This is a genomic window from Actinoplanes subtropicus (assembly GCF_000721705.1).
Taxonomy (GTDB): Bacteria; Actinomycetota; Actinomycetes; order Mycobacteriales; family Micromonosporaceae; genus Actinoplanes; species Actinoplanes subtropicus.
The window spans coordinates 122,257-142,872 of record NZ_JOJL01000017.1; the positions used below are offsets into that span (position 1 = coordinate 122,257).

Annotated in this window: 23 protein-coding genes and 1 tRNA gene; 12 read left to right on the forward strand and 12 right to left on the reverse strand. The window is 70.0% G+C overall.

Translation table 11 applies throughout. The features are described 5' to 3' along the window. Positions 1-17 precede the first annotated feature (17 nt). Complete coding sequence (locus IH26_RS0123450; protein ID WP_030438382.1) at positions 18-809, reverse strand: MBL fold metallo-hydrolase; 792 nt, start codon at positions 807-809, stop codon at positions 18-20. A 79-nt stretch (positions 810-888) separates the two neighbouring features. Then, positions 889-1,725 (reverse strand): enoyl-CoA hydratase/isomerase family protein, encoded by an 837-nt coding sequence (locus IH26_RS0123455; protein ID WP_030438383.1) that lies wholly within the window; start codon positions 1,723-1,725, stop codon positions 889-891. Positions 1,726-1,884: 159 nt separating this feature from the next. Here IH26_RS0123455 and IH26_RS0123460 point away from each other — a divergent pair, with 159 nt between their 5' ends. Next, on the forward strand, positions 1,885-4,758 hold the full coding sequence (locus tag IH26_RS0123460) for a helix-turn-helix transcriptional regulator (protein ID WP_084599026.1): 2,874 nt from the start codon (positions 1,885-1,887) through the stop codon (positions 4,756-4,758). A 659-nt stretch (positions 4,759-5,417) separates the two neighbouring features. Here the strand turns inward: IH26_RS0123460 and IH26_RS0123465 are convergent. After that, a tRNA-Gly gene (locus tag IH26_RS0123465) sits at positions 5,418-5,491 on the reverse strand. A 66-nt stretch (positions 5,492-5,557) separates the two neighbouring features. Next, positions 5,558-6,058, reverse strand: a complete 501-nt coding sequence (locus IH26_RS0123470; RefSeq protein WP_030438385.1) for a pyridoxamine 5'-phosphate oxidase family protein — start codon at positions 6,056-6,058, stop codon at positions 5,558-5,560. A 75-nt stretch (positions 6,059-6,133) separates the two neighbouring features. Between IH26_RS0123470 and dcd the strand changes: the two genes are divergently transcribed. Next, entirely contained in the window at positions 6,134-6,712 is a 579-nt protein-coding gene (gene dcd, locus IH26_RS0123475; RefSeq protein ID WP_030438386.1) for a dCTP deaminase, read from the forward strand. 158 nt (positions 6,713-6,870) lie between these two features. On the opposite strand, the gene IH26_RS0123480 is transcribed toward dcd, so the two are convergent. Then, positions 6,871-7,350, reverse strand: coding sequence for a YcxB family protein (locus IH26_RS0123480; RefSeq protein ID WP_030438387.1), 480 nt, complete (start codon positions 7,348-7,350; stop codon positions 6,871-6,873). A 187-nt stretch (positions 7,351-7,537) separates the two neighbouring features. Between IH26_RS0123480 and IH26_RS0123485 the strand changes: the two genes are divergently transcribed. Together IH26_RS0123485 and IH26_RS0123490 are read left to right on the forward strand one after the other, a co-directional pair. After that, complete coding sequence (locus IH26_RS0123485) at positions 7,538-7,825, forward strand: type II toxin-antitoxin system RelE/ParE family toxin (RefSeq protein WP_211268739.1); 288 nt, start codon at positions 7,538-7,540, stop codon at positions 7,823-7,825. Positions 7,826-7,908: 83 nt separating this feature from the next. Beyond that, a complete protein-coding gene (locus tag IH26_RS0123490) occupies positions 7,909-8,328 on the forward strand; it encodes a helix-turn-helix transcriptional regulator (protein WP_245665442.1) in 420 nt (139 codons plus the stop codon). On the opposite strand, the gene IH26_RS0123495 is transcribed toward IH26_RS0123490, so the two are convergent. Beyond that, complete coding sequence (locus IH26_RS0123495; RefSeq protein ID WP_030438390.1) at positions 8,251-9,126, reverse strand: TIGR03620 family F420-dependent LLM class oxidoreductase; 876 nt, start codon at positions 9,124-9,126, stop codon at positions 8,251-8,253. The two genes, IH26_RS0123490 and IH26_RS0123495, sit on opposite strands and share 78 nt — an antisense overlap. A gap of 18 nt (positions 9,127-9,144) precedes the next feature. Here IH26_RS0123495 and IH26_RS0123500 point away from each other — a divergent pair, with 18 nt between their 5' ends. Further along, positions 9,145-9,459 (forward strand): YciI family protein, encoded by a 315-nt coding sequence (locus IH26_RS0123500; RefSeq protein ID WP_245665433.1) that lies wholly within the window; start codon positions 9,145-9,147, stop codon positions 9,457-9,459. On the opposite strand, the gene IH26_RS0123505 is transcribed toward IH26_RS0123500, so the two are convergent. Next, positions 9,444-9,983 carry a phosphoribosyltransferase gene (locus tag IH26_RS0123505; RefSeq protein WP_030438392.1) on the reverse strand — a complete coding sequence of 180 codons (540 nt, stop codon included), beginning with the start codon at positions 9,981-9,983 and terminating at the stop codon, positions 9,444-9,446. The two genes, IH26_RS0123500 and IH26_RS0123505, sit on opposite strands and share 16 nt — an antisense overlap. Before the next feature lie 112 nt (positions 9,984-10,095). On the opposite strand from IH26_RS0123505, the gene IH26_RS0123510 reads away from it, so the two are divergent. Further along, positions 10,096-11,226 (forward strand): PP2C family protein-serine/threonine phosphatase, encoded by a 1,131-nt coding sequence (locus IH26_RS0123510; protein WP_030438393.1) that lies wholly within the window; start codon positions 10,096-10,098, stop codon positions 11,224-11,226. Here IH26_RS0123510 and IH26_RS0123515 read toward each other — a convergent pair. Beyond that, a complete protein-coding gene (locus IH26_RS0123515; RefSeq protein ID WP_030438394.1) occupies positions 11,223-11,402 on the reverse strand; it encodes a hypothetical protein in 180 nt (59 codons plus the stop codon). The two genes, IH26_RS0123510 and IH26_RS0123515, sit on opposite strands and share 4 nt — an antisense overlap. A 265-nt stretch (positions 11,403-11,667) precedes the next feature. Between IH26_RS0123515 and IH26_RS0123520 the strand changes: the two genes are divergently transcribed. Beyond that, a complete protein-coding gene (locus IH26_RS0123520) occupies positions 11,668-13,524 on the forward strand; it encodes an acyl-CoA dehydrogenase (protein ID WP_030438395.1) in 1,857 nt (618 codons plus the stop codon). A gap of 5 nt (positions 13,525-13,529) precedes the next feature. Here IH26_RS0123520 and IH26_RS0123525 read toward each other — a convergent pair whose 3' ends face one another. After that, complete coding sequence (locus IH26_RS0123525) at positions 13,530-14,048, reverse strand: SixA phosphatase family protein (RefSeq protein WP_030438396.1); 519 nt, start codon at positions 14,046-14,048, stop codon at positions 13,530-13,532. An 89-nt stretch (positions 14,049-14,137) separates the two neighbouring features. Here IH26_RS0123525 and IH26_RS0123530 point away from each other — a divergent pair, with 89 nt between their 5' ends. Then, on the forward strand, positions 14,138-14,416 hold the full coding sequence (locus IH26_RS0123530) for a DUF6458 family protein (protein WP_030438397.1): 279 nt from the start codon (positions 14,138-14,140) through the stop codon (positions 14,414-14,416). A gap of 74 nt (positions 14,417-14,490) precedes the next feature. Here the strand turns inward: IH26_RS0123530 and IH26_RS0123535 are convergent, their stop codons facing one another. Continuing rightward, complete coding sequence (locus IH26_RS0123535; RefSeq protein ID WP_030438398.1) at positions 14,491-15,327, reverse strand: SDR family oxidoreductase; 837 nt, start codon at positions 15,325-15,327, stop codon at positions 14,491-14,493. Between the two features lie 116 nt (positions 15,328-15,443). Here IH26_RS0123535 and IH26_RS0123540 point away from each other — a divergent pair, with 116 nt between their 5' ends. After that, positions 15,444-15,818, forward strand: coding sequence for a winged helix-turn-helix transcriptional regulator (locus tag IH26_RS0123540; protein WP_030438399.1), 375 nt, complete (start codon positions 15,444-15,446; stop codon positions 15,816-15,818). Here the strand turns inward: IH26_RS0123540 and trhA are convergent. Beyond that, positions 15,797-16,474: a PAQR family membrane homeostasis protein TrhA gene (gene trhA / locus IH26_RS0123545; RefSeq protein WP_030438400.1), complete on the reverse strand. Its 678-nt coding sequence runs from the start codon at positions 16,472-16,474 to the stop codon at positions 15,797-15,799. The two genes, IH26_RS0123540 and trhA, sit on opposite strands and share 22 nt — an antisense overlap. A gap of 79 nt (positions 16,475-16,553) precedes the next feature. Here trhA and IH26_RS0123550 point away from each other — a divergent pair, with 79 nt between their 5' ends. From IH26_RS0123550 to IH26_RS0123560, 3 genes are read left to right on the forward strand one after another with little or no spacing between them, the layout of a single operon-like run. Continuing rightward, complete coding sequence (locus IH26_RS0123550; protein WP_030438401.1) at positions 16,554-17,159, forward strand: 5-oxoprolinase subunit B family protein; 606 nt, start codon at positions 16,554-16,556, stop codon at positions 17,157-17,159. Continuing rightward, a complete protein-coding gene (locus IH26_RS0123555; protein ID WP_084599027.1) occupies positions 17,156-17,995 on the forward strand; it encodes a 5-oxoprolinase subunit C family protein in 840 nt (279 codons plus the stop codon). Before IH26_RS0123550 ends, IH26_RS0123555 begins: the two co-directional genes overlap by 4 nt. After that, positions 17,991-18,782, forward strand: a complete 792-nt coding sequence (locus tag IH26_RS0123560; protein WP_034215884.1) for a LamB/YcsF family protein — start codon at positions 17,991-17,993, stop codon at positions 18,780-18,782. The genes IH26_RS0123555 and IH26_RS0123560 overlap by 5 nt, the downstream gene beginning before the upstream one ends. Here the strand turns inward: IH26_RS0123560 and IH26_RS0123565 are convergent. Further along, positions 18,724-20,511, reverse strand: a complete 1,788-nt coding sequence (locus IH26_RS0123565; RefSeq protein ID WP_030438404.1) for an NHL domain-containing thioredoxin family protein — start codon at positions 20,509-20,511, stop codon at positions 18,724-18,726. The genes IH26_RS0123560 and IH26_RS0123565 overlap by 59 nt on opposite strands. Between the last annotated feature and the right edge of the window lie 105 nt (positions 20,512-20,616).

Genomic DNA, 20,616 nt, shown 5'->3' on the forward strand with positions numbered 1-20,616 from the left:
TGATGCGGGATGGCAGGTCAGGGGGATGGGATGACGATCGGGGTGCCGAACAAATAGAAGTTGCTGATGTCGATCACCAGGGGAGCCGCGTACGTGGGGAAGCGGTCGATGATGGCCTGCTTGTAGGCCTGCCCGTCGTCGCCGAGCAGGTCGCCCGCGACTTCCAGGTAGTGGATCATCTCAGTGAGGACGGCCTGTCCCGCGGGCAGTCCGTGCCCGGGCAGGATCGTGTCGTAGGCCGGGTCGATGAGTTCCTGGAGGATGACCTGCCAGCGGGCGATGTCGTGGTTGCCGACGAACGCATGCGTCTTGTGGTAGACGACGTCCTGCGCCACCAGCACCCCGTGCTCCGGTAACCAGATCAGCAGCTGGTCGGAGGTTTCGCCGCCGGCGAGGGCTTCGAAGACGAACGGGACCCCGTCGATGACCTCGGTGCCTGGGGTGATCAGGACGGTCGGGGCCACCTCCGCCGCAGGTACCGGGATGCCGGTCGGGTCGGTGAGGTCGCCCCGCGCCGCCATCTGATCACGGGTGACCGCCAGCGCGTGAATGGGCGCGTGGAAGCGGGCCGCGCCCTGAAAGTGATCCGGGTGTTCGTGGGTGATGACCAGCCGGTCCAGTGGTTTGCCGAGTCCCTTGGCGTAGGCGACGACCTCGTCGGCGCCGGCGATCGCGATCTGGCCGTCCACCGCCACGAGCCGGCCCGGGGTCTCGATCAGCTGGGTGGTGACGTTGATGTTGTCGTCGGGAGCCATGTAGCTGTGCACCCGTACGTCGCCCTTGTCGATGATGGTGATGGTGCCCCTCATGCTGCAACTCCTTCGGGTGTCTCGCGTTGGCAGGCCGTTGTCGCGCCGGCTGACGGGCGCTCGTGCGGTGTCGGGGTGGTCACCGGCTCTCCTGAGGCGCGCCGCCGAGGTAGTCGCCCAAGTGGAGTTCCACCTCTTCGAGGCCCTTCTCGGCGACGACCTTCTCGAACTGTGGCGCGCGTGCCTGGACTCCGGGCCAGGTCAGGGAGCCCAGGAATTCGGTGTAGGCCGCGCGCAGGTCGGCGTCGGGCGGGAGCGTTGCCCGGTTGACCTGGGCCTTGGCGGCTGCCAGCGCCGTCTTGTCGAACGACGCCAGCCGGATGGCCATGCTGTCCACGAAGCCGTCCAGCTCGGCGTCGGCGACGGCGCGGGTCACCCACCCGTAGCGTTCGGCCGTGTCGGCGTCGTAGTCATGGCTGCTGAGGATTGCTTCGAGCGCTCGATCCCGCCCGACGAGCCGGGGCAGGCGTTCGGTGCCCCCGCCACCGGGAAGAATTCCGGAGCCCACCTCGGGCTGGCCGAACACCGCGTGCTCGCGGCTGGCGTACCGCAGGTCGCAGGCCAAGGCCAGTTCATTCCCGCCGCCCCTGGTCCGTCCGCGGATGGACGCGATGCTGATGAATGGTGCTTTGGACAGCCGTAGCACGAGCTCGGTCCATGCCGGCGTCGCTTCCGGATCGGCCGGCGGCGCGAAGTCGGCAGCCCGGCCGAGATCGAAGTGGTTGCAGAAGAAGCCCGGCGTACTGCTGGTGAGGACGGCAACGTGAACCTGCGGATCCTCGCTGAGCTCCGTGATGACCTCGATCAATCGGGACACGGTCTCCCCGACGATGAGGTTCACCGGCGGATTCGCAAAGGTGATCTTCCGGATTTCCGGGGTCGTCCGGTCCACGCTGATCGTGCTGGATGGTGTCATCGTTCTCTCCAAGGGGTGACCCATGACGGTCCGTGGTGCTGTGGCGCAGCCTCGCCCGGACGCTACGGAGCAGGCGCGGGAAGCGAATCCGTCACCGTGTCCGTCACCGGGTCCGTCACGATGTGGCATGGGGCCGTTGACCATTAGGCTTTCCAGCAAATGGACCTGTACGGACGGCGCCAGGAGCAGGCAGCCCTTGACCGGATCCTTGACGGTGCCCGTCAGGGATCCGGAACGACCATGATGTTGTGGGGCGAACCCGGCATCGGTAAGACCGCCTTGCTCGAATACGTGGCCGAGTCGGCCGCCGAGGACTTCACCGTCCTGCGCTGTCGCGGCACCCGTCTGGAGTCGGAGCTGGCCTTCGCCGGGCTGCACGAACTGCTGTGGCCGGTGACGGAGCCGATCGGTGCGCTCCCGCAGCCGCAGGCGAAGGCCTTGAACGGGGCGCTCGGCACCAGCGGCGATCGGGCGGACCGGTTTCTGATCGGGGTGGCCGTCCTGACGCTCGTCGGCGAGTTGGCCGCGAAGCGCCCGGTTCTGATCATCGCCGACGACGCCCAGTGGCTGGACGAGCCGTCTGCCCAGTGCCTGGCCTTCGTCGCTCGCCGGTTGCGCCTGGAACCCGTTGTCATGCTTCTCGCCAGCCACGACGATCCCGTGGAGGGTCCCTGGGAGAAGCTGCTGGCGATGGAGGTCCGTGGGCTGGACGACATCAACGCAGGGCTGCTTGCCCGTTCCGTCGCTCCGCACGCGGACGAGGCACTGATCCGCCGCACGGTCCGCGCAGCCGCCGGCAATCCGCTCGCCCTTCGGGAACTGCCCACCTCCGTGGCGGCCGGCGACCTCTCGGCGTACCCGCTCGGCGGTGACCAGATCTCCGTCGGTCCCCGCCTGCGACGTTCCTTCCGGGCCCGGATCGAGCGACTATCGGCGGCTGCCCGCACTGCGCTCCTGCTCGCCGCCGCCGACGACCGCAGTGACCGCGACACCGTGCGCCACGCCGGCGGCGTTCTGGGCCTCGACGCGGCCGCGTGGGACGAGGCGTCGCATTCGGGCCTGCTCACCGACGGCCCGGGCGGGCGAATCCACTTCCGCCACCCGCTCATGGGCGCGGTGGTCTACGACGTGGCGCAACCGGAGGACCGCCAGGCCGTCCACCGGGCTCTCGCGTCCGTGCTCAACGGTGAGCACGCCGGCGAGCTGCGCCCGTGGCATCTCGCCGCCGCGGTACAAGCCGAGGGCGGAACCGACGAGAAGGTGGCCCGGCTGCTGGAGGAATCGGCCCGCAGTGCCTGGGCACGTGGCGGTTGCGCCACGGCCGCCCGTGCCCTGCGGCGGGCGGCGGCCCTGTCGCCCGCCACGGACGACGCGGCCCGCCGGCTGGCCTACGCGGCCAGGGCGGCGTGGGAAGCCGGGCAGGTCGACGCGGCGCGGGACATGCTGGATCGGGCCGAAGGGATGTCCTCCGAGGCCACGGTCGCGGTGCACAGCGAAGGGCTACGGGGACTGATCGAGTTCGCGTACGGCGATCTGGCGATAGCCTGCCGTCGCCTGATCCGGGACATGGAACGGGTGGCCGACGCCGGGCAGGCCTTCACCCTCGGCGGCATGGCATTGCGGGCGGCGTGGGCGGCCGGGCGCGGCGAGCTGCAGCGCGAGGCCCTCGAGCGGCTCGAGCGCCGGCTCCCGCGTGGCGACTTCCCGAACGCCGACCTGCTGCCTTCGCTGCGCCGGTGGTGGACGCAGGACCCGGACACCGTCGCCGGAGACCGTGACCCAGCGGTGACCGCCGGCGCCGAGGTCCTCGGCCGGCTCGGCGGCGGTTCCTGGTTCCTGATGCCGCCGCCACCGGTGGCGCTGGCCTGGGGGATCGAGTCCGCCATGGCGGAGGCGCTGCGCGGCGAGATCGACCGGCTGCGGCCCACGGACCAGGTGACCGCCCTGACCCAGGCGCTGGCACAGACGGCGGCGCTGGGCCTCGCGCAGGGCTCCTGGGCCTCGACCGCGGTGAACGCCCTGGAGGGGCTGCAGGTGGCCGGAGAGATCGGTGACGACCACCTGGCGTCGCAGTGCCACAACTGCCTCGGCTGGGTGGCCGCCGCCCAAGGCCAACAGAAGGCAGTCGCCGACTACGCCGCCCGGGCTTTCGAGCTCTCCGTGCCGCGCAACGTGCGTCTGCTCAGCGCCGCCGCACAGTGGACCCTCGGCATGTCGGCACTGTTCGCCGGCCGTGCCGACCAGGCGCTGGACCACCTGGTCCGGCTCACCGAGGACGGACACCACGCGGCGCACCCCACCATCGCGGTGCTCGCCGCGCCGGACGCCGCCGAGGCAGCCATCCACGCTGGGCAGCGGGCCCAGGCCGAGGAACAGGCGCGGCTGCTGCACAGGTGGGCCGACCGGACCGACGCGGCGTGGGCGATTTCCGCGTCCCACCTGGTCCAGGCCCTGCTGGCGTCTGGGGCAGACGCGGAGAAGCAGTTCCGGCTCGCGTTGGACGTACCTGGGGCGCGGTCGCGGCCCTTCGCCTACGCCCGCACGCGCCTACTGTACGGCGAGTGGCTGCGGCGGGCCCGCCGCCGTACCGACGCCCACACCCAGCTGGCCGAAGCCGCCGAAATCTTCCGGCGCCTCGACGCGGCGCCCTTACTCGCCCGCACCCGGGCCGAACAGGAAATGACCGGCCAGCATGTACGCCGCGACCCCACACCCGCCCGGAACGCCGCGTCCGATCTCACCCCGCAGGAGTCCAGAGTCGCCCGGCTGGCCGCGCAGGGGCTTACCAACCGCGAGATCGGGTCACAGCTGCTGATCAGCCCCCGCACGGTGGGTCACCACCTGGCCAACGTGTTCCCCAAGCTCGGTATCGCCTCGCGCGCCGACCTCGCGAGCATCGACCTCGGGGACAGATCGCATTTACCGACATTCCCGGGTCAGGGTCACCGGACCGTTCGCGCCGAAGGCTTGCAGGGAGCCGGATTCCCGGTGTCGCCGGGAGACCCTGACGCGAGATCATCAGTAATCGGCTGATTCCCTGGAGGATGGACGGTCTGGTAGCTAGCCGATATTTTCGCCTGAACCAGGGCGGATGGTGTGGAACGCGTGCCCCGAGTCCGGCGCGATTCACCCGGGCGGCGTTTCGAGGCTGCACTGTCAGTCCGGCTCACTGATCATGCCGATTGGGCCGCCGACGTCCTGCCTTGCCTGGCGTTCCTACTGATCGGCCTGAACTGCTGTGAGCTGGTGCTGCGGGGGATGCATCGCCGACTCGGGTGTTGCGACGGTGCTCTACGGGACCCGATCCGCCCCCTGTGTCGATCCTCGTTTCCCATCAAGTTCCCCAACAATTGCAGCGTGAGGGCCGGGCAAATTTTGGTTGATCGAGCTGTCTAGCTGCACAAACGTAGCGCCAGCGGCGAGAATCAAACTCGGGTAACCAGTTGGAAGACTGACGACCGAAACCCTCGACGTGGGGCTCATGCGGCGTCGGTCCGACGGGGTGCGACGGTCGTGAGCTGGGCCTGAGCGGTGGTACAGCGCTGGATTGAATGCTGCTGGCGCCGCTTCGAACGGACTCTAGCCACCTCGGCGTTGATGCTCGTCGCCAACGAGATCCCCAACAATTCCGTAGGGCCATCGATGGGAGTCGAACGAATTTCGGTTGATCAAGCCATCTGGCTGCATAAACGTGGAGCGGGTGACGGGAATCGAACCCGCATGTTCAGCTTGGGAAGCTGATGTTCTGCCATTGAACTACACCCGCAGCGGGGCTCACTGTACCTGATTCGGGAGGCGCGTGGCGGGAGTGGCTCGTCTTCCTAACTCGTTCTCAGCTTGCGATGGCCAGTGGGCGGGATAAGCGGGCTCGCCACGTGCGGGACAGGGGGTGGGCCGGCGGGGTGGCGGCCAGGGGGAGGGCGCCGCCGGGGCCGTGGCGGCGGAGGGTGGCGGTGTCGATCTGGAGCTCGTAGAGGTGCCAATCGACGGCGGGGGAGGCGCGCCAGGTCTCGGAGAGGGTGGCTATCACGGCCGGGTCGTGGACTCGGATGGCTTGGCCGGTCAGGTAGGCCTCGTCGTCGCTCTCCTCCGGCGGGAAGGAGTGGAGCGCGTAGCGGCCGTCGCGGGCCAGGTCGCGTCGTTTGGGCGAGGCGACGATGAAGCAGTAGAGGCCCTCGTCGGTGATGACCGGGGAGACCGGGTGGATCCGGGGGCCGCCGTCGGGGCGGATGGTGGCCAGGTAGGCCATGCCGGGACCGTACTGCTCGAGGAGCGCGCGGATGGCGGCGGCCAGCGACGGGTCGGCGGCGGCGAAATCGGACCAGGAAGCCATGCGGGCATTTTATCGAACATTTGTTCGAAGCGCCCAGGGAAACACGCCGAAAGAGCAGGTCGGTATGGTGTTGCGATGCTGCTCTCCGACCGCGACCTCGTCAGCGAGATCAAGTCGGGCGATCTCGCCCTGGAGCCGTTCGACCCCGCGCTCATGCAACCGTCCAGCGTCGACGTGCGGCTGGACCGGTTCTTCCGGGTGTTCAACAACCACCTTTACACCCACATCGACCCCGCCGAGCAGCAGGACGACCTGACCGCGCTGGTCGAGGTGGCGGACGGCGAGGCGTTCGTGCTGCACCCGGGCGAGTTCGTGCTCGCCTCGACGCTCGAGGTGATCACTCTGGGCGACCAGTTGGCGGGGCGCCTCGAGGGCAAGAGCAGCCTGGGCCGGCTCGGGCTGCTGACCCACTCGACGGCGGGCTTCATCGACCCGGGGTTCTCCGGGCACGTGACGCTCGAGCTGTCCAACGTGGCCAATCTGCCGATCAAGCTGTGGCCGGGCATGAAGATCGGGCAGCTGTGCATCTTCCGGCTGTCGAGCCCGGCCGAGCATCCGTACGGCTCGGCCGTCTACGGCTCCCGCTACCAGGGGCAACGTGGCCCGACGCCGTCCCGCTCGGCGCAGAATTTCCGGGTCTGGCCGACCAGCTAGCGCCGCCGGAAATACTTATCCACAGGCTCGCAGAAGCCGGTGGCGCGCCCGGTAGGTCCGCTGGAAGGCTTGCCGCATGACGGCGATCCAAGATCCAGCAGCGGCGACCTATTTGGACAAAATCCGCACCCGGGCGTACGCCCTGGGGGTGAACGTGGCTAGGCGCGGCGCACTCGCAGGCCGTGGCCGGCAGCGGCGCCCAGGACCTGTTCGATCTGGCTGCGGCTGAGGCCGGCGGTCGGCACCGGCAGGAACCGGGTGCGACTACGTCCGAAGATCAGCTGGCCAGGAGCCTCCTCGACGGAGCGGAAGGCGTTCCAGGCGTAGGCGTGCCGGGCCGCGAGGCTCGAGCTCGCCACGCCGCCGTCACTGATCTCGTAGGTGGTCAGTTCGCTGTCCCGGAGCGCCTCGCGCGTGCCGGTGTTCACCAGGAACATCGGGATGCCCACGGCGATGAGCGTGCCGGCGAGCAGCAGCGTGAGGTTGGGGCCGCCGGTGGCGATCACGTCGAGCAGCAGGGCGAGCGCGATCGCCGCCCAGCCGATTCCCCGCGCGGTCAGCAGCAGGGGCCGCAGGCCGCGTCGAACGGCCGAGGCGACCAGCCGGGCGTCCGGCCGAGCGGTGATCTGAACCAGCACACCCCAAATGTAACTTTCCCGATAAGTGCCCGAATATGGGCCAGTTGGTGGAGGCGAGCGCGACATGACGGCAGCACAGCGACACCGGTCGGAGCCGGCTCTTCAGGCGATGTGGCGGGGCAGCGGCCGCGACAGCGCGCCTACGGGTGAGTGCACCGTCGAGCTGGAGCCTGAGGTTCTGCGATGGTTGGAGGGACTGCCTACCGAGCAGTTCGCCCAGGCGGCCGTCCATGTCGATCGGCTCAGCCGGTCGGGGTCCCTGGTCCGGCAGCTGGGCGACAAGGTGGGTGAGCTGCGCTTTTACGTCGGCCGGGAGCCCTATCGCGTGACCTTCTGGACCGCGCCCGGCGAGCGGATCGTGCTGTTGACGGCGTTCCGAAAATCCCGCGCGCGCGACCGGCGGGAGATCGAGCGGGCGGTCCGGGTGCTCACCCGCTGCGTGGCCGAGCGGTACGTGGCCGAGGTGCTGGCGTGACCGGCTGGGCCGAGGTACGAGCACGGCGGCTGGCCGAGCCGGGGGCCACGGCGGAGTACGACGCCGCCGAGCTGGGCTTCGATGTGGGTGCCGCGGTTCGCCGGCTGCGGGACGAGCGGGGCCTGAGTCAGTCTTCGCTGGCCGAGACGGCGCGGACCACTCAGCCGGTGGTGGCGCGCTTGGAAGCCGGCGGCGCCTTGCCTACCTTGCCCGTGCTGCACCGGATCGCCCGAGCGTTGGGCTTGCGTCTTGAGATCGGCTTTTCGAGCGACGCAGACGACGACGGCGTTCGGCAGAGACCGGGCCCCGGCGAGAGGGGCGGTGTTCGGGAGGAGGCCCGCCCCAGCGAGGAGGTCGGCATTCGGCAGCGGCCGGGTCTTGGCGAGGAGGTCGGCACTCGAGAGGGGCGCGTCTCGGCAGGGCGGTCAGCTTTCGGAGACAGGCATGAGGATGGCGGCCAGGCGGCGCCACTCCGAGCGGGGGAGGTGGTCGGTAGGGTCTAGCGGCAGCGCCTGGACGGCTACCTGATCGGCGCCCGCGTCCAGGTGGGCGTTGAGGCCGGCGCGGATGTCGTCGTCCGAGCCCCAGATCACCGCCTGGTCGAGGAAGCGTTCGCTGCCCTCGCCGGTCAGGTCCGACGGGTTCAGGCCGAAGCGGCTCAGGGCCTTCGTGTAGTTCGGCATGGCCAGGTAGGTGCGGGCCATCCGGCGGGCCACCTGGTGTGCCTGGTCGCGGTCGGTGCCGAGGTAGACCTTCTGCTCGGGGATGAGCAGGCGGTCCGGGCCGAGGATCTCGCGAGCCTGTGCCGTGTGCGCGGGCGGCATCAGGTAGGGCAGCGCGCCGGCGGTGAGGTCGCGGGCCGCGGCCAGGGCGTTCGGGCCGAGGGCGGCGACCAGGCGTTCGTCGCGGGGGACGTCGCGCAGCTTGTCGGTGAGGAAGTCGCGCAGCCGGGTCAGGGGCTTGATGTAGAGCTCGCCCATCGCCTCGGCGGTGGGTGCGTGGCCGGAGCCGACGCCCAGGTAGAACCGGCCGGGGAACTGGGCCCGGATCCGGGCGTGGCTGGCCGCCAGCCGGGCGCCGTCGCTGCGCCAGATGTCGACGATGCTGGTGCCGACCTTCAGCGTCGACGTGGCCGCCAGCAGGGCCTCGACCAGCAGCAGGTCGTCCGGCGGGCTGCCGCCGATCCAGATCGTGCCGAAGCCGAGGGACTCCAGCTCCTGGGCTGCCGAGGCGGTCTGTCCCGCGTCGTCCGGCCAGTGCTTGCGGGAGATCCAGATTCCGTAGCGCCCGAAGTCGTTCACGGTTCGGATCGTACGATCGTGGGCGAACCGCCGCCGGAGAGGAACGCCGTGTACCTGATGATCTCTACCTACCTGGTCCCGCTCGACGAGGTGGCCAAGGTGCGCGACGAGCACCTGGCTTTTTTGGACGGTCTGGTCGCGCAGGGCACCCTGGTGGCGGCCGGTCGGCAGGACCCGCCGGTCGGTGGCATGGTGCTGCTCGACGTGGCCGATGAGGCGACCGCCCGCGAGGTGATGGCGCAGGACCCGTATGTGCTGCGTGGCGCCGCGGAGTACGAGGCCCGCGGCTGGGCGCCGACCGTCGGGGTGCTGAAGGGCTACATCAAGTCCTGACCGGTCAGCAGCCCGCGGATGCCGAGTTCGGCGCTCACCTCGGGCGGGCACTCGTCGACGATCACCGCGGTGCCCACGTAGGCGCCGGGGAACAGGCTGCTCAGGGCCCGGGCCTGCGCGCCCGTGGCCGCCCAGTCGTCGACTATCAGGACGCGGTCGGCCGGACCGACCAGACCGTCCCGTACGCCCCATTGCTGTTGATCTCCTCGGTGATCGGTGGGGACCGTTGCCCAGGTCATCGGCTCGGCGATGGGACGGCGCGCGCCCGCCCGGTAGGCCTCCACGAAGCCGGCCCCGATCGCCCGCGCCACCAGCGGCCCGACCAGGAAGCCGGTGACCTCGGGCGAGACCACCACGGTCGGCGCGGCGTCCCGGAAGAGATCGCCGAGCGCCTCGCCGAGACCGGCCAGAATGTGCGGATCGCGCCACCAGCCCGAGCGGTTGCTGACCACGTAGCCGGTGCCCTCGCCGGGGTCCGTCCACCCGAAGCGGGCTCGGAGGAGATCACGAAGATCGTCTGACACGCGGACATCCTGTCACCGCGGGCAGGCCGTCCGACCGAGCCCGATGAAACGGGTGGTTAGAACCGAGTCAGACTAGGGGTCAAGTTGATGCAGTGACTCGCTCTGATCGGGCATGCTGTTGCGCGTAACCATGCCGACTCTTCCGCCGGGCCGACGCCCGCTGAGCCCCGCATCCCGCGCCGGCCTCGGCGCGGCCCTTGTGCTGCTCGCGGTCGTGTCCGCGGTGGAGCTCGCGGACGGCCCCCAGGCCCATTTCGTCGGCCTGCTCGCGGCCGTCCCGTTCCTCGCTGCGGTCTTCGCCTTCTGGCAGACCGTGCTGGCCGTCGGCGTGCTGGCCACCATCGTCGGGATGATCTTCGTCGAGGCGGATCCGCCGCAGGGCGTGTCCGGCCTCATCAACGTCGTCGGGATCATCATGTCGACCGGCATCGCCGCGGCGGTGGCCACGATCCGGCAGCGGCAGGCCGACCGGATAGCCCAGCTGCAGCGGCTCGCCGCGGTGGCCCAGCAGGCGGTGCTGCGGCCGATCGGCCCGCAGGTCGGGGCGCTCGCGGTGGCCGGCCGGTACATCTCGGCGACCGCGGCCGCGGACATCGGCGGCGACCTGTACGAGGCGCTGGACACGCCGTACGGGGTGCGGATCATCATCGGTGACGTGCGCGGCAAGGGGCTGGACGCGGTCCGGCTGGCGAGCATCGTGCTCGGGTCGTATCGGCACGTCGCGTACGAGCGGGCCGATCTGAAGGCGGTCGCCGCCGACCTGGACCGGGCCGTCGCCCGCAGCGTCGGGGACGAGGATTTCGTGACCGCCGCGCTGGTCGAGGAGCGCGGCGGCACCCTCACGATCGTCAACTGTGGACATCCGGCGCCGCTGCTGCTGCGCCGTGGGCAGGTGATTCCGCTGGAACCGGACGCGCCGGCGCCGCCGTTGGGCTTCATGCCGGAGGTCAAGACGCGGGTGGAGCGGTTGGAGCCCGGCGACCGGCTGCTGCTGTTCACCGACGGGCTGGGCGAGGCGCGGCGGGATGGCGAGTTCTTCCCGACCGCCGATCGGGCCTGGCGGCTGCTCGGCCACGGCACCGTGGGCGACGGCCTGGCATCGCTGGAGACTGCCCTGGTCGATTGGGTGCACGGCCGTCTCGAGGACGACATCGCGCTGGTTCTGCTCGAGTACGAGGGCCACGACGACGGCCCGACCGTCCCGATCCCGAGCTGGGAAGTCGGCGCCGCCGACCGGCCCTAGGCCGCGGCCGTCCCGGCCTTCTCGGCCGGCTCGGTGACCACCGGGGCGGGTGAGACCGGCGCGTCCTGGGGGACGGGGACCGGGGTGGGCTCGTTCTGCCGGTGCCGTCCGATGTAGTGACGTGGCTGGGTTGCCTGGCGAGGCTCGGGTATCAGACTCTTGATCGCGGCGAACATGGCGCCCCCTAGCGCTTCGACAAAGTCTCTATCTGAAGCAACGACCCACCAGACAGCTCGATACGTCGGGCGCCGGGGCGTCGACGGTAATTGGCTGAACGGTCATCCCGGCGACTGGCCGATCGGTGGGGCTTGATGTGCCGAACGGGCGGTTGGTCACAGAACCACTTGCGGGTTGTCGGCTTCTACCGATGGGTAATACAGTGGGAGTTACTGACGGGTAACTCGCGTTTCACTCGCGTCGTTCGGAAGCGGGGCCAGCTGCATGACTCACTACAAGAGCAACCTTCGGGACCTCCAGTTCAACCTGTTCGAGGTCTTCGAGGCTGATCGTGCGTTCGGCCAGGCGCCGTACGACGAGATCGACGCGGACACCGCGCGCGACGTTCTCACCGAGGTCAACCGCCTCGCGACCGAGGATCTCGCGGCGAGCTACACCGAGGCCGATCGCAACCCGCCGGTCTTCGACCCGGCGACGCACACCGCGCCGCTGCCGGAGTCGTTCAAGAAGTCGTTCGCCAGCTGGATGGCGTCCGAGTTCTGGCGTCTCGACCTGCCCTCCAGCCTCGGTGGCACGCTGGCGCCGCGGGCGCTGTGGTGGTCGCTGGCCGAGCAGATCCTGGGCGCGAACGCCCCGATCTGGATGTACTCCTCCGGCCCGTCCTTCGCGCACGTCGTGCACGCCGAGGGCACCCCGGAGCAGAAGGAGTGGGCCAAGCTCTTCGTCGAGAAGCAGTGGGGCTCGACCATGGTGCTCACCGAGCCGGATGCCGGCTCGGATGTCGGCGCCGGCCGCGCCCGGGCGATTCCGCAGCCGGACGGCTCCTGGCACATCGAGGGCGTGAAGCGGTTCATCACCTCGGGTGAGCACGACCTGACCGACAACATCATCCACTACGTGCTGGCCCGCCCGGTCGGCGTCGAGGGCGTCGGCGGCCCGGGCACCAAGGGCCTGTCGCTGTTCATCGTGCCGAAGTACCACTTCGACCCGGCGACCGGCGAGCTCGGCGAGCGCAACGGCGTCTACGCCACCAACGTCGAGCACAAGATGGGCATCAAGGCCTCCAACACCTGCGAGCTGACCTTCGGTGAGCACGGCACGCCGGCCAAGGGCTGGCTGCTGGGCGACGTGCACCAGGGCATCCGGCAGATGTTCATGATCATTGAGTACGCCCGGATGATGGTCGGCACGAAGGCGATCGCGACCCTGTCCACCGGGTACCTGAACGCGCTCGAGTACGCCAAGAACCGCGTCCAGGGCGCCGACCTGGTGCAGAACGACGACAAGGCCGCGCCGCGCGTCACGATCACCCACCACCCGGACGTACGCCGTTCGCTGATGCTGCAGAAGGCGTACTCCGAGGCCCTGCGCGCGCTGGTCATCTACACCGCGACCTGGCAGGACAAGGTCGCCATCGCGCAGGCGGCCGGCGACGAGAAGGCGGCCAAGGCGGCGGCCAAGGTCAACGACCTGCTGCTTCCGCTGGTCAAAGGCGTCGGCTCCGAGCGGGCGTACGAGCTGCTCGGCCACGAGTCGCTGCAGACCTTCGGCGGCTCCGGCTTCCTGCAGGACTACCCGCTCGAGCAGTACGTGCGGGACGCGAAGATCGACACGCTGTACGAGGGCACCACGGCGATTCAGAGCCTCGACCTGATCTTCCGCAAGATCGTGAAGGACCAGGGTCGCTCGCTGGCCACGCTGGCCACCGAGATGCAGGGCTTCATCGAGACCGAGGCCGGCAATGGCCAGCTCAAGGAGGAGCGGCTCGCGCTCGGCAAGGCGCTCGGCGAGCTCCAGCAGATCCTCGGCGTGACGATGGGCTGGCTGACCGCCGCTCAGGGCGGCGAGACCCGCGAGCTGTACAAGGTCGGCCTCACCTCGCGCCGCATCCTGCTCGCCCTCGGCGACGTGGTGCTCGCCTGGCTGCTGCTGCGCCAGGCGGAGGTCGCGCTCAAGGCGCTGAACGGCGACGTATCGGCGGCCGACAAGAACTTCTACGAGGGCAAGGTCGCGGCCGCGCGGTTCTTCACCCGCGAGGTACTGCCCCGGGTGGGCGCCGACCGGCGCGTCATCGAGAACACCACTCTGGACATCATGGACATTCCGGAAGAAGTGTTCTGATCACTTCACCCCCGGGCGGTGTGCCTTTCGATGAGGCGCATCGACCCGGGGGACGTTTCCGACCAGCCGGTCTCGGCCCGGTGCACGGCCAGGCCCGAGGTGCGCAGCTCGACCTCCCGGCCGTCCCACTGCTCGTCCGGGATGAGCATGATGGACACCTCGGAGACGGTCGGGTTGTGCCCGACCACCAGCACCGTGCGTACCGTGTCCGGCACCGTACGCAAGAGATCGAAGACTTCCGTGCGGCCGCCCGAATAGAGGCCCTTCTCGTAGCGGACCTCCGGCGCGGCCGCGGTCGGGCGTGCCTGAGCCAGCGCGATCGAGACGCCCTGCCAGGTCTGCCGGGTGCGCGCCGCCGGCGAGCAAAGCACCAGGTCAGGCTGGATGCGCTCGTCCGCGAGCCAGGCGCCGGCCGCATCCGCGTCGGTCTCGCCGCGGGTCGTCAGCCGGCGATCGAAGTCGGGGTCCTCGCCGGGAGTTTCGGCCTTGGCGTGGCGCAGGATGACAAGCGTCCGATCGGTCATGGGAACAGCTTGCCTGATTGAGGTCCGGGACGCCTGGGTAACTCCACCTTCGACGCATTGACCCCGGTTAGGACCAAGGAGGCCCGGCGATGGGCATCGGCGGAAGCATCTTCCTGCTGGCGGTGGGGGCGATCCTGGCATTCGCCGTCAACGCCCATATCAGCGGCATCGACATCAACGTCATCGGCTGGATCCTGATGGCCTGCGGCCTGGTCGGCCTGATCATCACCCTCTGGTACTGGAACAGCCGCCGTCGCACGGTGGTGACCCGGCAGTCGCAGACGCCGGTCGCCGGCCCGAGCTACGCGGCCGAGTACCGCGAGACCCGGCGCGACGACGCGCCACCGCCCCCGCCCCCGGGCTACTGAGCTCTCCTCCCGAACCCGCGACGCCGACCGGGCACCAATCCCCCTGGTGCCGGTCGGCGTCGCGTATTTCGAGGTCAGGCGAGCTGGGCGCGGACTGCGTCGGCCAGCGGGGTCGCCGGGCGGCCGATCAGGGCCTCCAGGTCGGTGCGCGGCACGTCGAGAGCGCCCTGCGAGGCGGCCCGGTCCGAGTCGGCGAGGATCTCCGCGACGGCCCGCGGCACGCCCACGCCGACCAGCAGGTCGATGTACTTGTCCTCGGGCAGGTCGGTGTAGGTGACCGGCTTGCCGGACTGGCGGGAGATCTCCTCGGCCAGCTCGGCGAGGGTGAAGGGCGCGCCGCCCAACTCGTACACCTTGCCGGCGTGTCCCTCGCTCGCCAGGACGGCCGCGGCGGCCTCGGCGTAGTCGGCCCGCGGTGCCCCGGCGATCTTGCCCTCGCCGGCCGCGCCGAACAGGCCGTGCTCGATCGCCTGCTGGACGTTGTAGTTCTCGGTGTACCAGCTGTTGCGCAGGATCACGTGCGGCAGGCCCGACTCGGCCAGCAGCCGCTCGGTGATCAGGTGCTCGCCGGCCAGCTTCATGTCGGTCGTGTCGGCCTTCGGGGCGCTGGTGTAGACGACCAGCCCGACGCCGGCCTTCTTGGCCGCCTCGACGATGTTGGTGTGCTGCGAGACGCGCTGCCCGATCTCGCTGCCGGAGATGAACAGCACCTTGTCGGCGCCGGTGAACGCGGCGGTGAGCGAGTCGACGTCGTCGTAGGAGACCTGCTTGGTGGTGATCCCCAGATCGGCGATCTTGTCGACCTGACGGCCGAGCCCGACGATCTCGCTCGCCGGTACGCCCTTCGCCAGCAAGGACTCGATGGCGAGGCGGCCGAGGTGTCCGGTGGCGCCGGTGACGACGATGGTCATGATCTTCTCCCTAATAGGCGACTGTCAGAACAAGACAACCCAGCTGCTCAGAGCTTACTTCCCATTGGGTAGTGGGCACCTTGAAGTGCAGTACTTACCTGAGGGATAGTGTAGGGATGCAGCCAAATGTCTACGAGGCGAACTGCCCGAGCCGACAACTCCTCGACCGGATCGGCGACACGTGGAGCGTCCTGGTGGTGGTGACGCTCGCCGAGGGCATTCATCGGTATACCGAGCTCGCCAAGCGGATCGAGGGGGTGAGCCCCAAGATGCTCACTCAGACGCTGCGCGGGCTCGAGCGGGACGGATTGATCACCCGTACGGTGCATCCGGTCGTGCCGCCCCGGGTCGACTATGCGCTCACCGAGCTCGGCCACAGCCTGTATGCGCTGGTCGAGGGCCTGGAGAAGTGGGCCGAGACGCACATCGAGGACGTGCAGGCGGCCCGGGCCGCCTACGACGCCACCGTTCAGGCGTACAGCGCGAAATAGACGGCTATGTGGTGGGAGATCGCCGCCAGCAGCGTGCAGGCGTGGAAGAACTCGTGGTGCCCGAAGACGCTGGGCCACGGGTTCGGCCGCCGCAGGGCGTAGAAGACCGCGCCGACCGTGTAGATCACGCCGCCCACGGCCAGCAGCACGAGGCAGGCCACGCCGCCGCGGTGCAGCACGTCGGGGAGGATCGCGACCGCGGCCCAGCCGAGCGCCACATATAGCGGCGCGCCGGCCCAGCGCGGCAGGTGCGGCCAGACCACCTTCAGCGCCACGCCGCCGAGCGCCCCGCCCCAGATCAGGCTCAGCATCAGCGTCGCCTTGCCGGGCGAGAGCAGCCGCACGCAGAACGGCGTGTAGGTGCCGGCGATGAAGATGAAGATCATCGAGTGGTCCATGCGCCGCATGATCTGGTAGCCGCGTTCGCTCCAGACCCGGCGATGGTAGAGCGCGCTGATCCCGAACAGGCCGCACACGGTGGCGCTGTAGATGAGGCAGCTCAGAAAGGGGGCGACGCCGGGGCGGCTGAGCGCGATCGAGCTGAGCACGATGCCGCAGACGAGGGCGACGAAGAACGCGTACTGGTGCAGGCGGCCGCGCAGTCGTGGTTTGCCGAGGTCGGCCGGCTTCATCCGGAACGGGGCGGTGGTCGTCACGCCTCCTAGGTTACGGCACCGTAAGTTACTGACCAGTAGTGAAGCCGCTCACCCCGGTGCGTCGGGCAGGATGATGGTCATGAGATTACGGCCGGTCGGGTGTTCCGCGCTGCTGATCGAGTGTCACGACGGCGCCGAGGTCTCCGCCTGGCGGGCCGAGCTGTGGCGCCGCCGGGAGGCTGGTGAGCTGCGATTCCTCGACATCGTGCCGGGCGCGACCACGATCCTGCTCGATGGCGTCGAGCCGGCCGCGGCCGCACTTCTGGCCGATTGGCCGGCGCCGCCCGCCGTTTCGGCGACCGATGGTCGACTGGTCGAGATTCGCACCACTTTCGCCGGAGAAGATCTTGCGGACGTTGCTGCCCGTTGGGGCGTTTCGTCGCTTGTTGCGGCCGAGCGGTTGGCTGCCACGCCGCTGACCGTGGCGTTCTGCGGCTTCGCTCCGGGTTTCGCCTACCTGAGCGGCCTGCCGGAGGAGTGGGCGGTGCCCCGGCTTGCCGCTCCCCGGCCTCGCGTTCCGGCCGGTTCCGTCGGCATCGCCGGGTCCTATGTGGGCATTTATCCGGCGTCCTCGCCCGGCGGCTGGCGGTTGGTAGGAAAAACAGATCAAAAACTTTTCGACGTACGCGAGGATCCGCCCGCATTCTTGCCGCCCGGGACGCGGGTCCGACTGGTGGCGGCATGATCACGGTGATGCGCCCCGGGCCGCTCACGACAATCCAGGACATCGGTCGACCGGGCTACGCCCATCTCGGAGTCCCCCGGTCGGGTGCGCTGGACCAGCCCGCGCTCCGGCGAGCGAACGCGCTGGTCGGCAACGAATTCGGGGCAGCCGGGCTGGAGACGACGCTGCTGGGGTGCGCGCTCCGCTTCGAGGTGACCGCGGTGGTGGCGATCACCGGCGCCGAGGCGGTCGTACGCGTCGACAAGCAGCCGGTCTCGACGGCGGCAGCCTTCGAGGTGCCGGCCGGCGCGGTGCTGGACATTGGCCGGGCGCAACGAGGCGTGCGGTCATACCTGGCAGTTGCCGGCGGGATCGACGTCGAGCCGGTCCTGGGAAGCAGATCGACCGACACGCTCTCCGGCCTCGGCCCACCCAAGCTCGCGGACGGCATGACCCTGCCGATCGGCGCTGGCTCCTCGTCTCCTCCGCCGAATATTTCCGAAAAGTCGGGTGTGCCCGACAGCGGGGAGCTCGTCCTGGGGGTACGCCTCGGGCCGCGGGACGACTGGTTCGAGGCCGCGGGACTGTTCGCCGAGGCGTACGCCATCTCGCCGTTGAGCAACCGCGTCGGATGCCGGCTGGCCGGCAGCGCCCTGACCCGCACCCAGGCCGGCGAACTGCCCTCCGAAGGGGTGGTGCTCGGGGCGGTGCAGGTCCCGGCCGACGGGCAGCCGCTGATCTTCCTGGCCGACCACCCGACGACCGGCGGCTACCCGGTGATCGGCGTGGTCGACGACGTGACGCCGCTCGCGCAGGCGCGGCCGGGGAGTACGGTGCGGTTCCGTGCGATCGATTGACCTGAACGCGGACCTCGGTGAGGGGTTCGGCCGCTGGACCCTCGGCGACGACGAGGCCCTGCTCGACGTCGTGACCTCGGCCAACGTGGCGTGCGGCTTCCACGCCGGCGACCCGGCGACGATGCACAAGATCTGCCGGGCGGCGGTGAAGCGCGGGGTCGCGGTCGGCGCGCAGGTCGGCTATCGCGACCTGGCCGGTTTCGGGCGGCGGCGGATCGACTATGACCTCGGCGAGCTCCGCGACGACGTTTTGTACCAAATTGGAGCGTTGGAAGCGTTCTGCCGGATCGCCGGTGGCCGGGTGCGGTATGTGAAGCCGCACGGCGCGCTCTACAACACCGCGGCGGTCGACGAGGGGCAGGCGTCGGCGGTGATCGCGGCGGTGCGGTCCTACGACCCGGGGCTGCCGGTCCTGTGCCAGCCGGGGTCGGTGCTGGCGAGACTGGCGGCCGAGGCCGGGCTGACCGTGGCCGGCGAGGGCTTCGCCGATCGGGGTTACCGGGCGGACGGGACGCTGGTACCGCGATCGGCCGAGGGCGCATTGATCCACTACCCCGACGCCGTGGTGGCGCGGGCCGTGCGGATGGCCGTCGACGGCGTGGTGGAGGCGGTCACGGGCGAGGTCATCCCATGCGAGGTGGCTTCGATCTGCGTACACGGCGACACGCCGGGCGCGGTCGAGCTGGCCGTACGAGTCCGAGCCGGCCTCACCGCGGCCGGCGTCGAAGTCAGGACTCGTCCATCCCCCGGAGGATCAGCGGGAGGCGGGCCGGCCCGTCCGGCGTGACGACGACCGGCACGCCCCAGTCCTGCCGGGTGAGGTGGCAGGCCGGGAACTCCACGTCGACATCGCAGGTCGCCGCCTGCGCCACCACCTGCAGCACGCCCTTCGGCACGTCCGGATTGATCACCAGGGCCCGGGACAGCTGGGTCGTGCTGCCCGCGCCCTCCAGCAGCAGCTCGGGCGGCGACGCCGACACCTCCAGCCGGGTCGAGGGCCCGAACTGGGTGTCCAGCTTCTGCCCCGGCGCTGGCGTAAAGATCACCTCCAGGGTCAGCGGCCCGGGCGCCACCGGCGACGCCGGCCGCTCGGTCTTCTGCCGCTCGCCGGTTACCGTCTTCAGCACACCGGGCGCCAGCCGGGTCAGCCGATGCGCGCCCGACTCGACCACGAAGACCGCCCCGGCCCGGGTCACCAGGATGTCGCTCGGCTCGGCCAGCCCGATATCCACCGTGGACACCACGTCGGTCGCCGGATCGTAGTGGCGAACCGCGCCGTTGTACGTATCGGCGATCAGCACCGACCCGTCGGGCAGCGCCGCCACCCCGAGCGCGTGCTGCAGGAGTGCCTGCGCGGCCGGCCCGTCGACGTGCCCGAAATCGAACAGGCCCTGCCCGACGGCGGTGTGCAGGAACCCGGCCTCGATGTAGCGCACCGCCGAGGTTTCGCTGTCCGCGATCCACAGCCGGTCGCCGCCGACCGACAGGCCGGACGGCTGGGCCATCCACACATCCGGGATCGGGCCGTCGCGCAGGGCCTCGACCGTGGTGCCGGCATAGACGCCGACCGTCGACCCGGCCGGATCGAACCACCACAGCTCGTGGATGCCGGCCATCGCGACGATGACCCGGTCGTCGTACCAGGCCAGGTCCCACGGCGAGGAGAGGTCGGCGTTGAGGGCGGCCTGGGTGCCGTCGACCGCGGAGCGCCACGGGCGGCCGGAACCGGCCACGAGGGTGATCTCGCCGCCGGTCAGGGACAGGCCGCGCAGCTGGTGGTTGACCGTGTCGGCGACCAGGACGTCATAGCCGACCCGGGAGGCGACCGCCGGCGGGAGCAGCAGAAGGCCCTGCGGCTCGCTGAACGGGGCACCGCGCTCGCCACTGCCGAAGCGGCGGACGAGCGTCTCGCCGTCGGCGGTCAGCTCCACGATCGAATGCCGGGCGGTGTCCGAGACCAGCAGGTTGCCGCTCGGCAGCTCGATCGCCTTGCCCGGGAAGCGCAGCAGCGTCTCGGCGGCCGGCGGCGGCACGTACGGGCCGTCGCCACGGTGCAGCGTGCCGTCCGCGGCGTGCTTCGCGATCAGCTCGTCGACCAGCCGGGACAGGCCCTCGGCATGCCCCTCGCCGGCCATCGACGCGACCAGGTAACCGGTCGGGTCGATCACGGCGAGCGTGGGCCAGGCCTTGGCCGCGTACTGCTGCCAGAGGTGCATGTCGGCGTCGTCGATCACCGGGTGGTGCACGCCATAGCGCTCGACCGCGGCGGCCAGCGCCTGGTGGTCACGCTCGTGCTCGAACTTGGGGGAGTGCACGCCGATCAGCACCAGGGCGTCGCCGTACTTCTCCTCGAGCGGACGCAGCTCGTCGAGAACATGCAGGCAGTTGATGCAGCCGTACGTCCAGAAGTCGAGGATGACGATTTTGCCGCGCAGGTCGGCCAGCGTCAGATCCTTGCCCCCGGTATTGAGCCAGCCTCGGCCCCGCAGTTCGGGCGCCCGCACGCGCGCAGTCATCGCACCATCGTGCCGCACCGGTCTCCGGTACGGGCACGAAGGTGGGCTGTGTCTCTACCCAAGCCTGGACTATCAGTCGGCGGAGCTAGATCTTCGGCGTCAGAC

Excerpts from the sequence above, each read along its gene's own strand:
- IH26_RS0123450 (WP_030438382.1), bottom strand. The coding sequence starts at position 809 with ATGAGGGGCACCATCACCATCATCGACAAGGGCGACGTACGGGTGCAC.
- IH26_RS0123455 (WP_030438383.1), bottom strand. The coding sequence starts at position 1,725 with ATGACACCATCCAGCACGATCAGCGTGGACCGGACGACCCCGGAAATC.
- IH26_RS0123460 (WP_084599026.1), top strand. The coding sequence starts at position 1,885 with ATGGACCTGTACGGACGGCGCCAGGAGCAGGCAGCCCTTGACCGGATC.
- IH26_RS0123470 (WP_030438385.1), bottom strand. The coding sequence starts at position 6,058 with ATGGCTTCCTGGTCCGATTTCGCCGCCGCCGACCCGTCGCTGGCCGCC.
- dcd (WP_030438386.1), top strand. The coding sequence starts at position 6,134 with ATGCTGCTCTCCGACCGCGACCTCGTCAGCGAGATCAAGTCGGGCGAT.
- IH26_RS0123510 (WP_030438393.1), top strand. The coding sequence starts at position 10,096 with ATGCTGTTGCGCGTAACCATGCCGACTCTTCCGCCGGGCCGACGCCCG.
- IH26_RS0123515 (WP_030438394.1), bottom strand. The coding sequence starts at position 11,402 with ATGTTCGCCGCGATCAAGAGTCTGATACCCGAGCCTCGCCAGGCAACC.
- IH26_RS0123520 (WP_030438395.1), top strand. The coding sequence starts at position 11,668 with ATGACTCACTACAAGAGCAACCTTCGGGACCTCCAGTTCAACCTGTTC.
- IH26_RS0123525 (WP_030438396.1), bottom strand. The coding sequence starts at position 14,048 with ATGACCGATCGGACGCTTGTCATCCTGCGCCACGCCAAGGCCGAAACT.
- IH26_RS0123530 (WP_030438397.1), top strand. The coding sequence starts at position 14,138 with ATGGGCATCGGCGGAAGCATCTTCCTGCTGGCGGTGGGGGCGATCCTG.
- IH26_RS0123535 (WP_030438398.1), bottom strand. The coding sequence starts at position 15,327 with ATGACCATCGTCGTCACCGGCGCCACCGGACACCTCGGCCGCCTCGCC.
- IH26_RS0123540 (WP_030438399.1), top strand. The coding sequence starts at position 15,444 with ATGCAGCCAAATGTCTACGAGGCGAACTGCCCGAGCCGACAACTCCTC.
- IH26_RS0123550 (WP_030438401.1), top strand. The coding sequence starts at position 16,554 with ATGAGATTACGGCCGGTCGGGTGTTCCGCGCTGCTGATCGAGTGTCAC.
- IH26_RS0123555 (WP_084599027.1), top strand. The coding sequence starts at position 17,156 with ATGATCACGGTGATGCGCCCCGGGCCGCTCACGACAATCCAGGACATC.
- IH26_RS0123565 (WP_030438404.1), bottom strand. The coding sequence starts at position 20,511 with ATGACTGCGCGCGTGCGGGCGCCCGAACTGCGGGGCCGAGGCTGGCTC.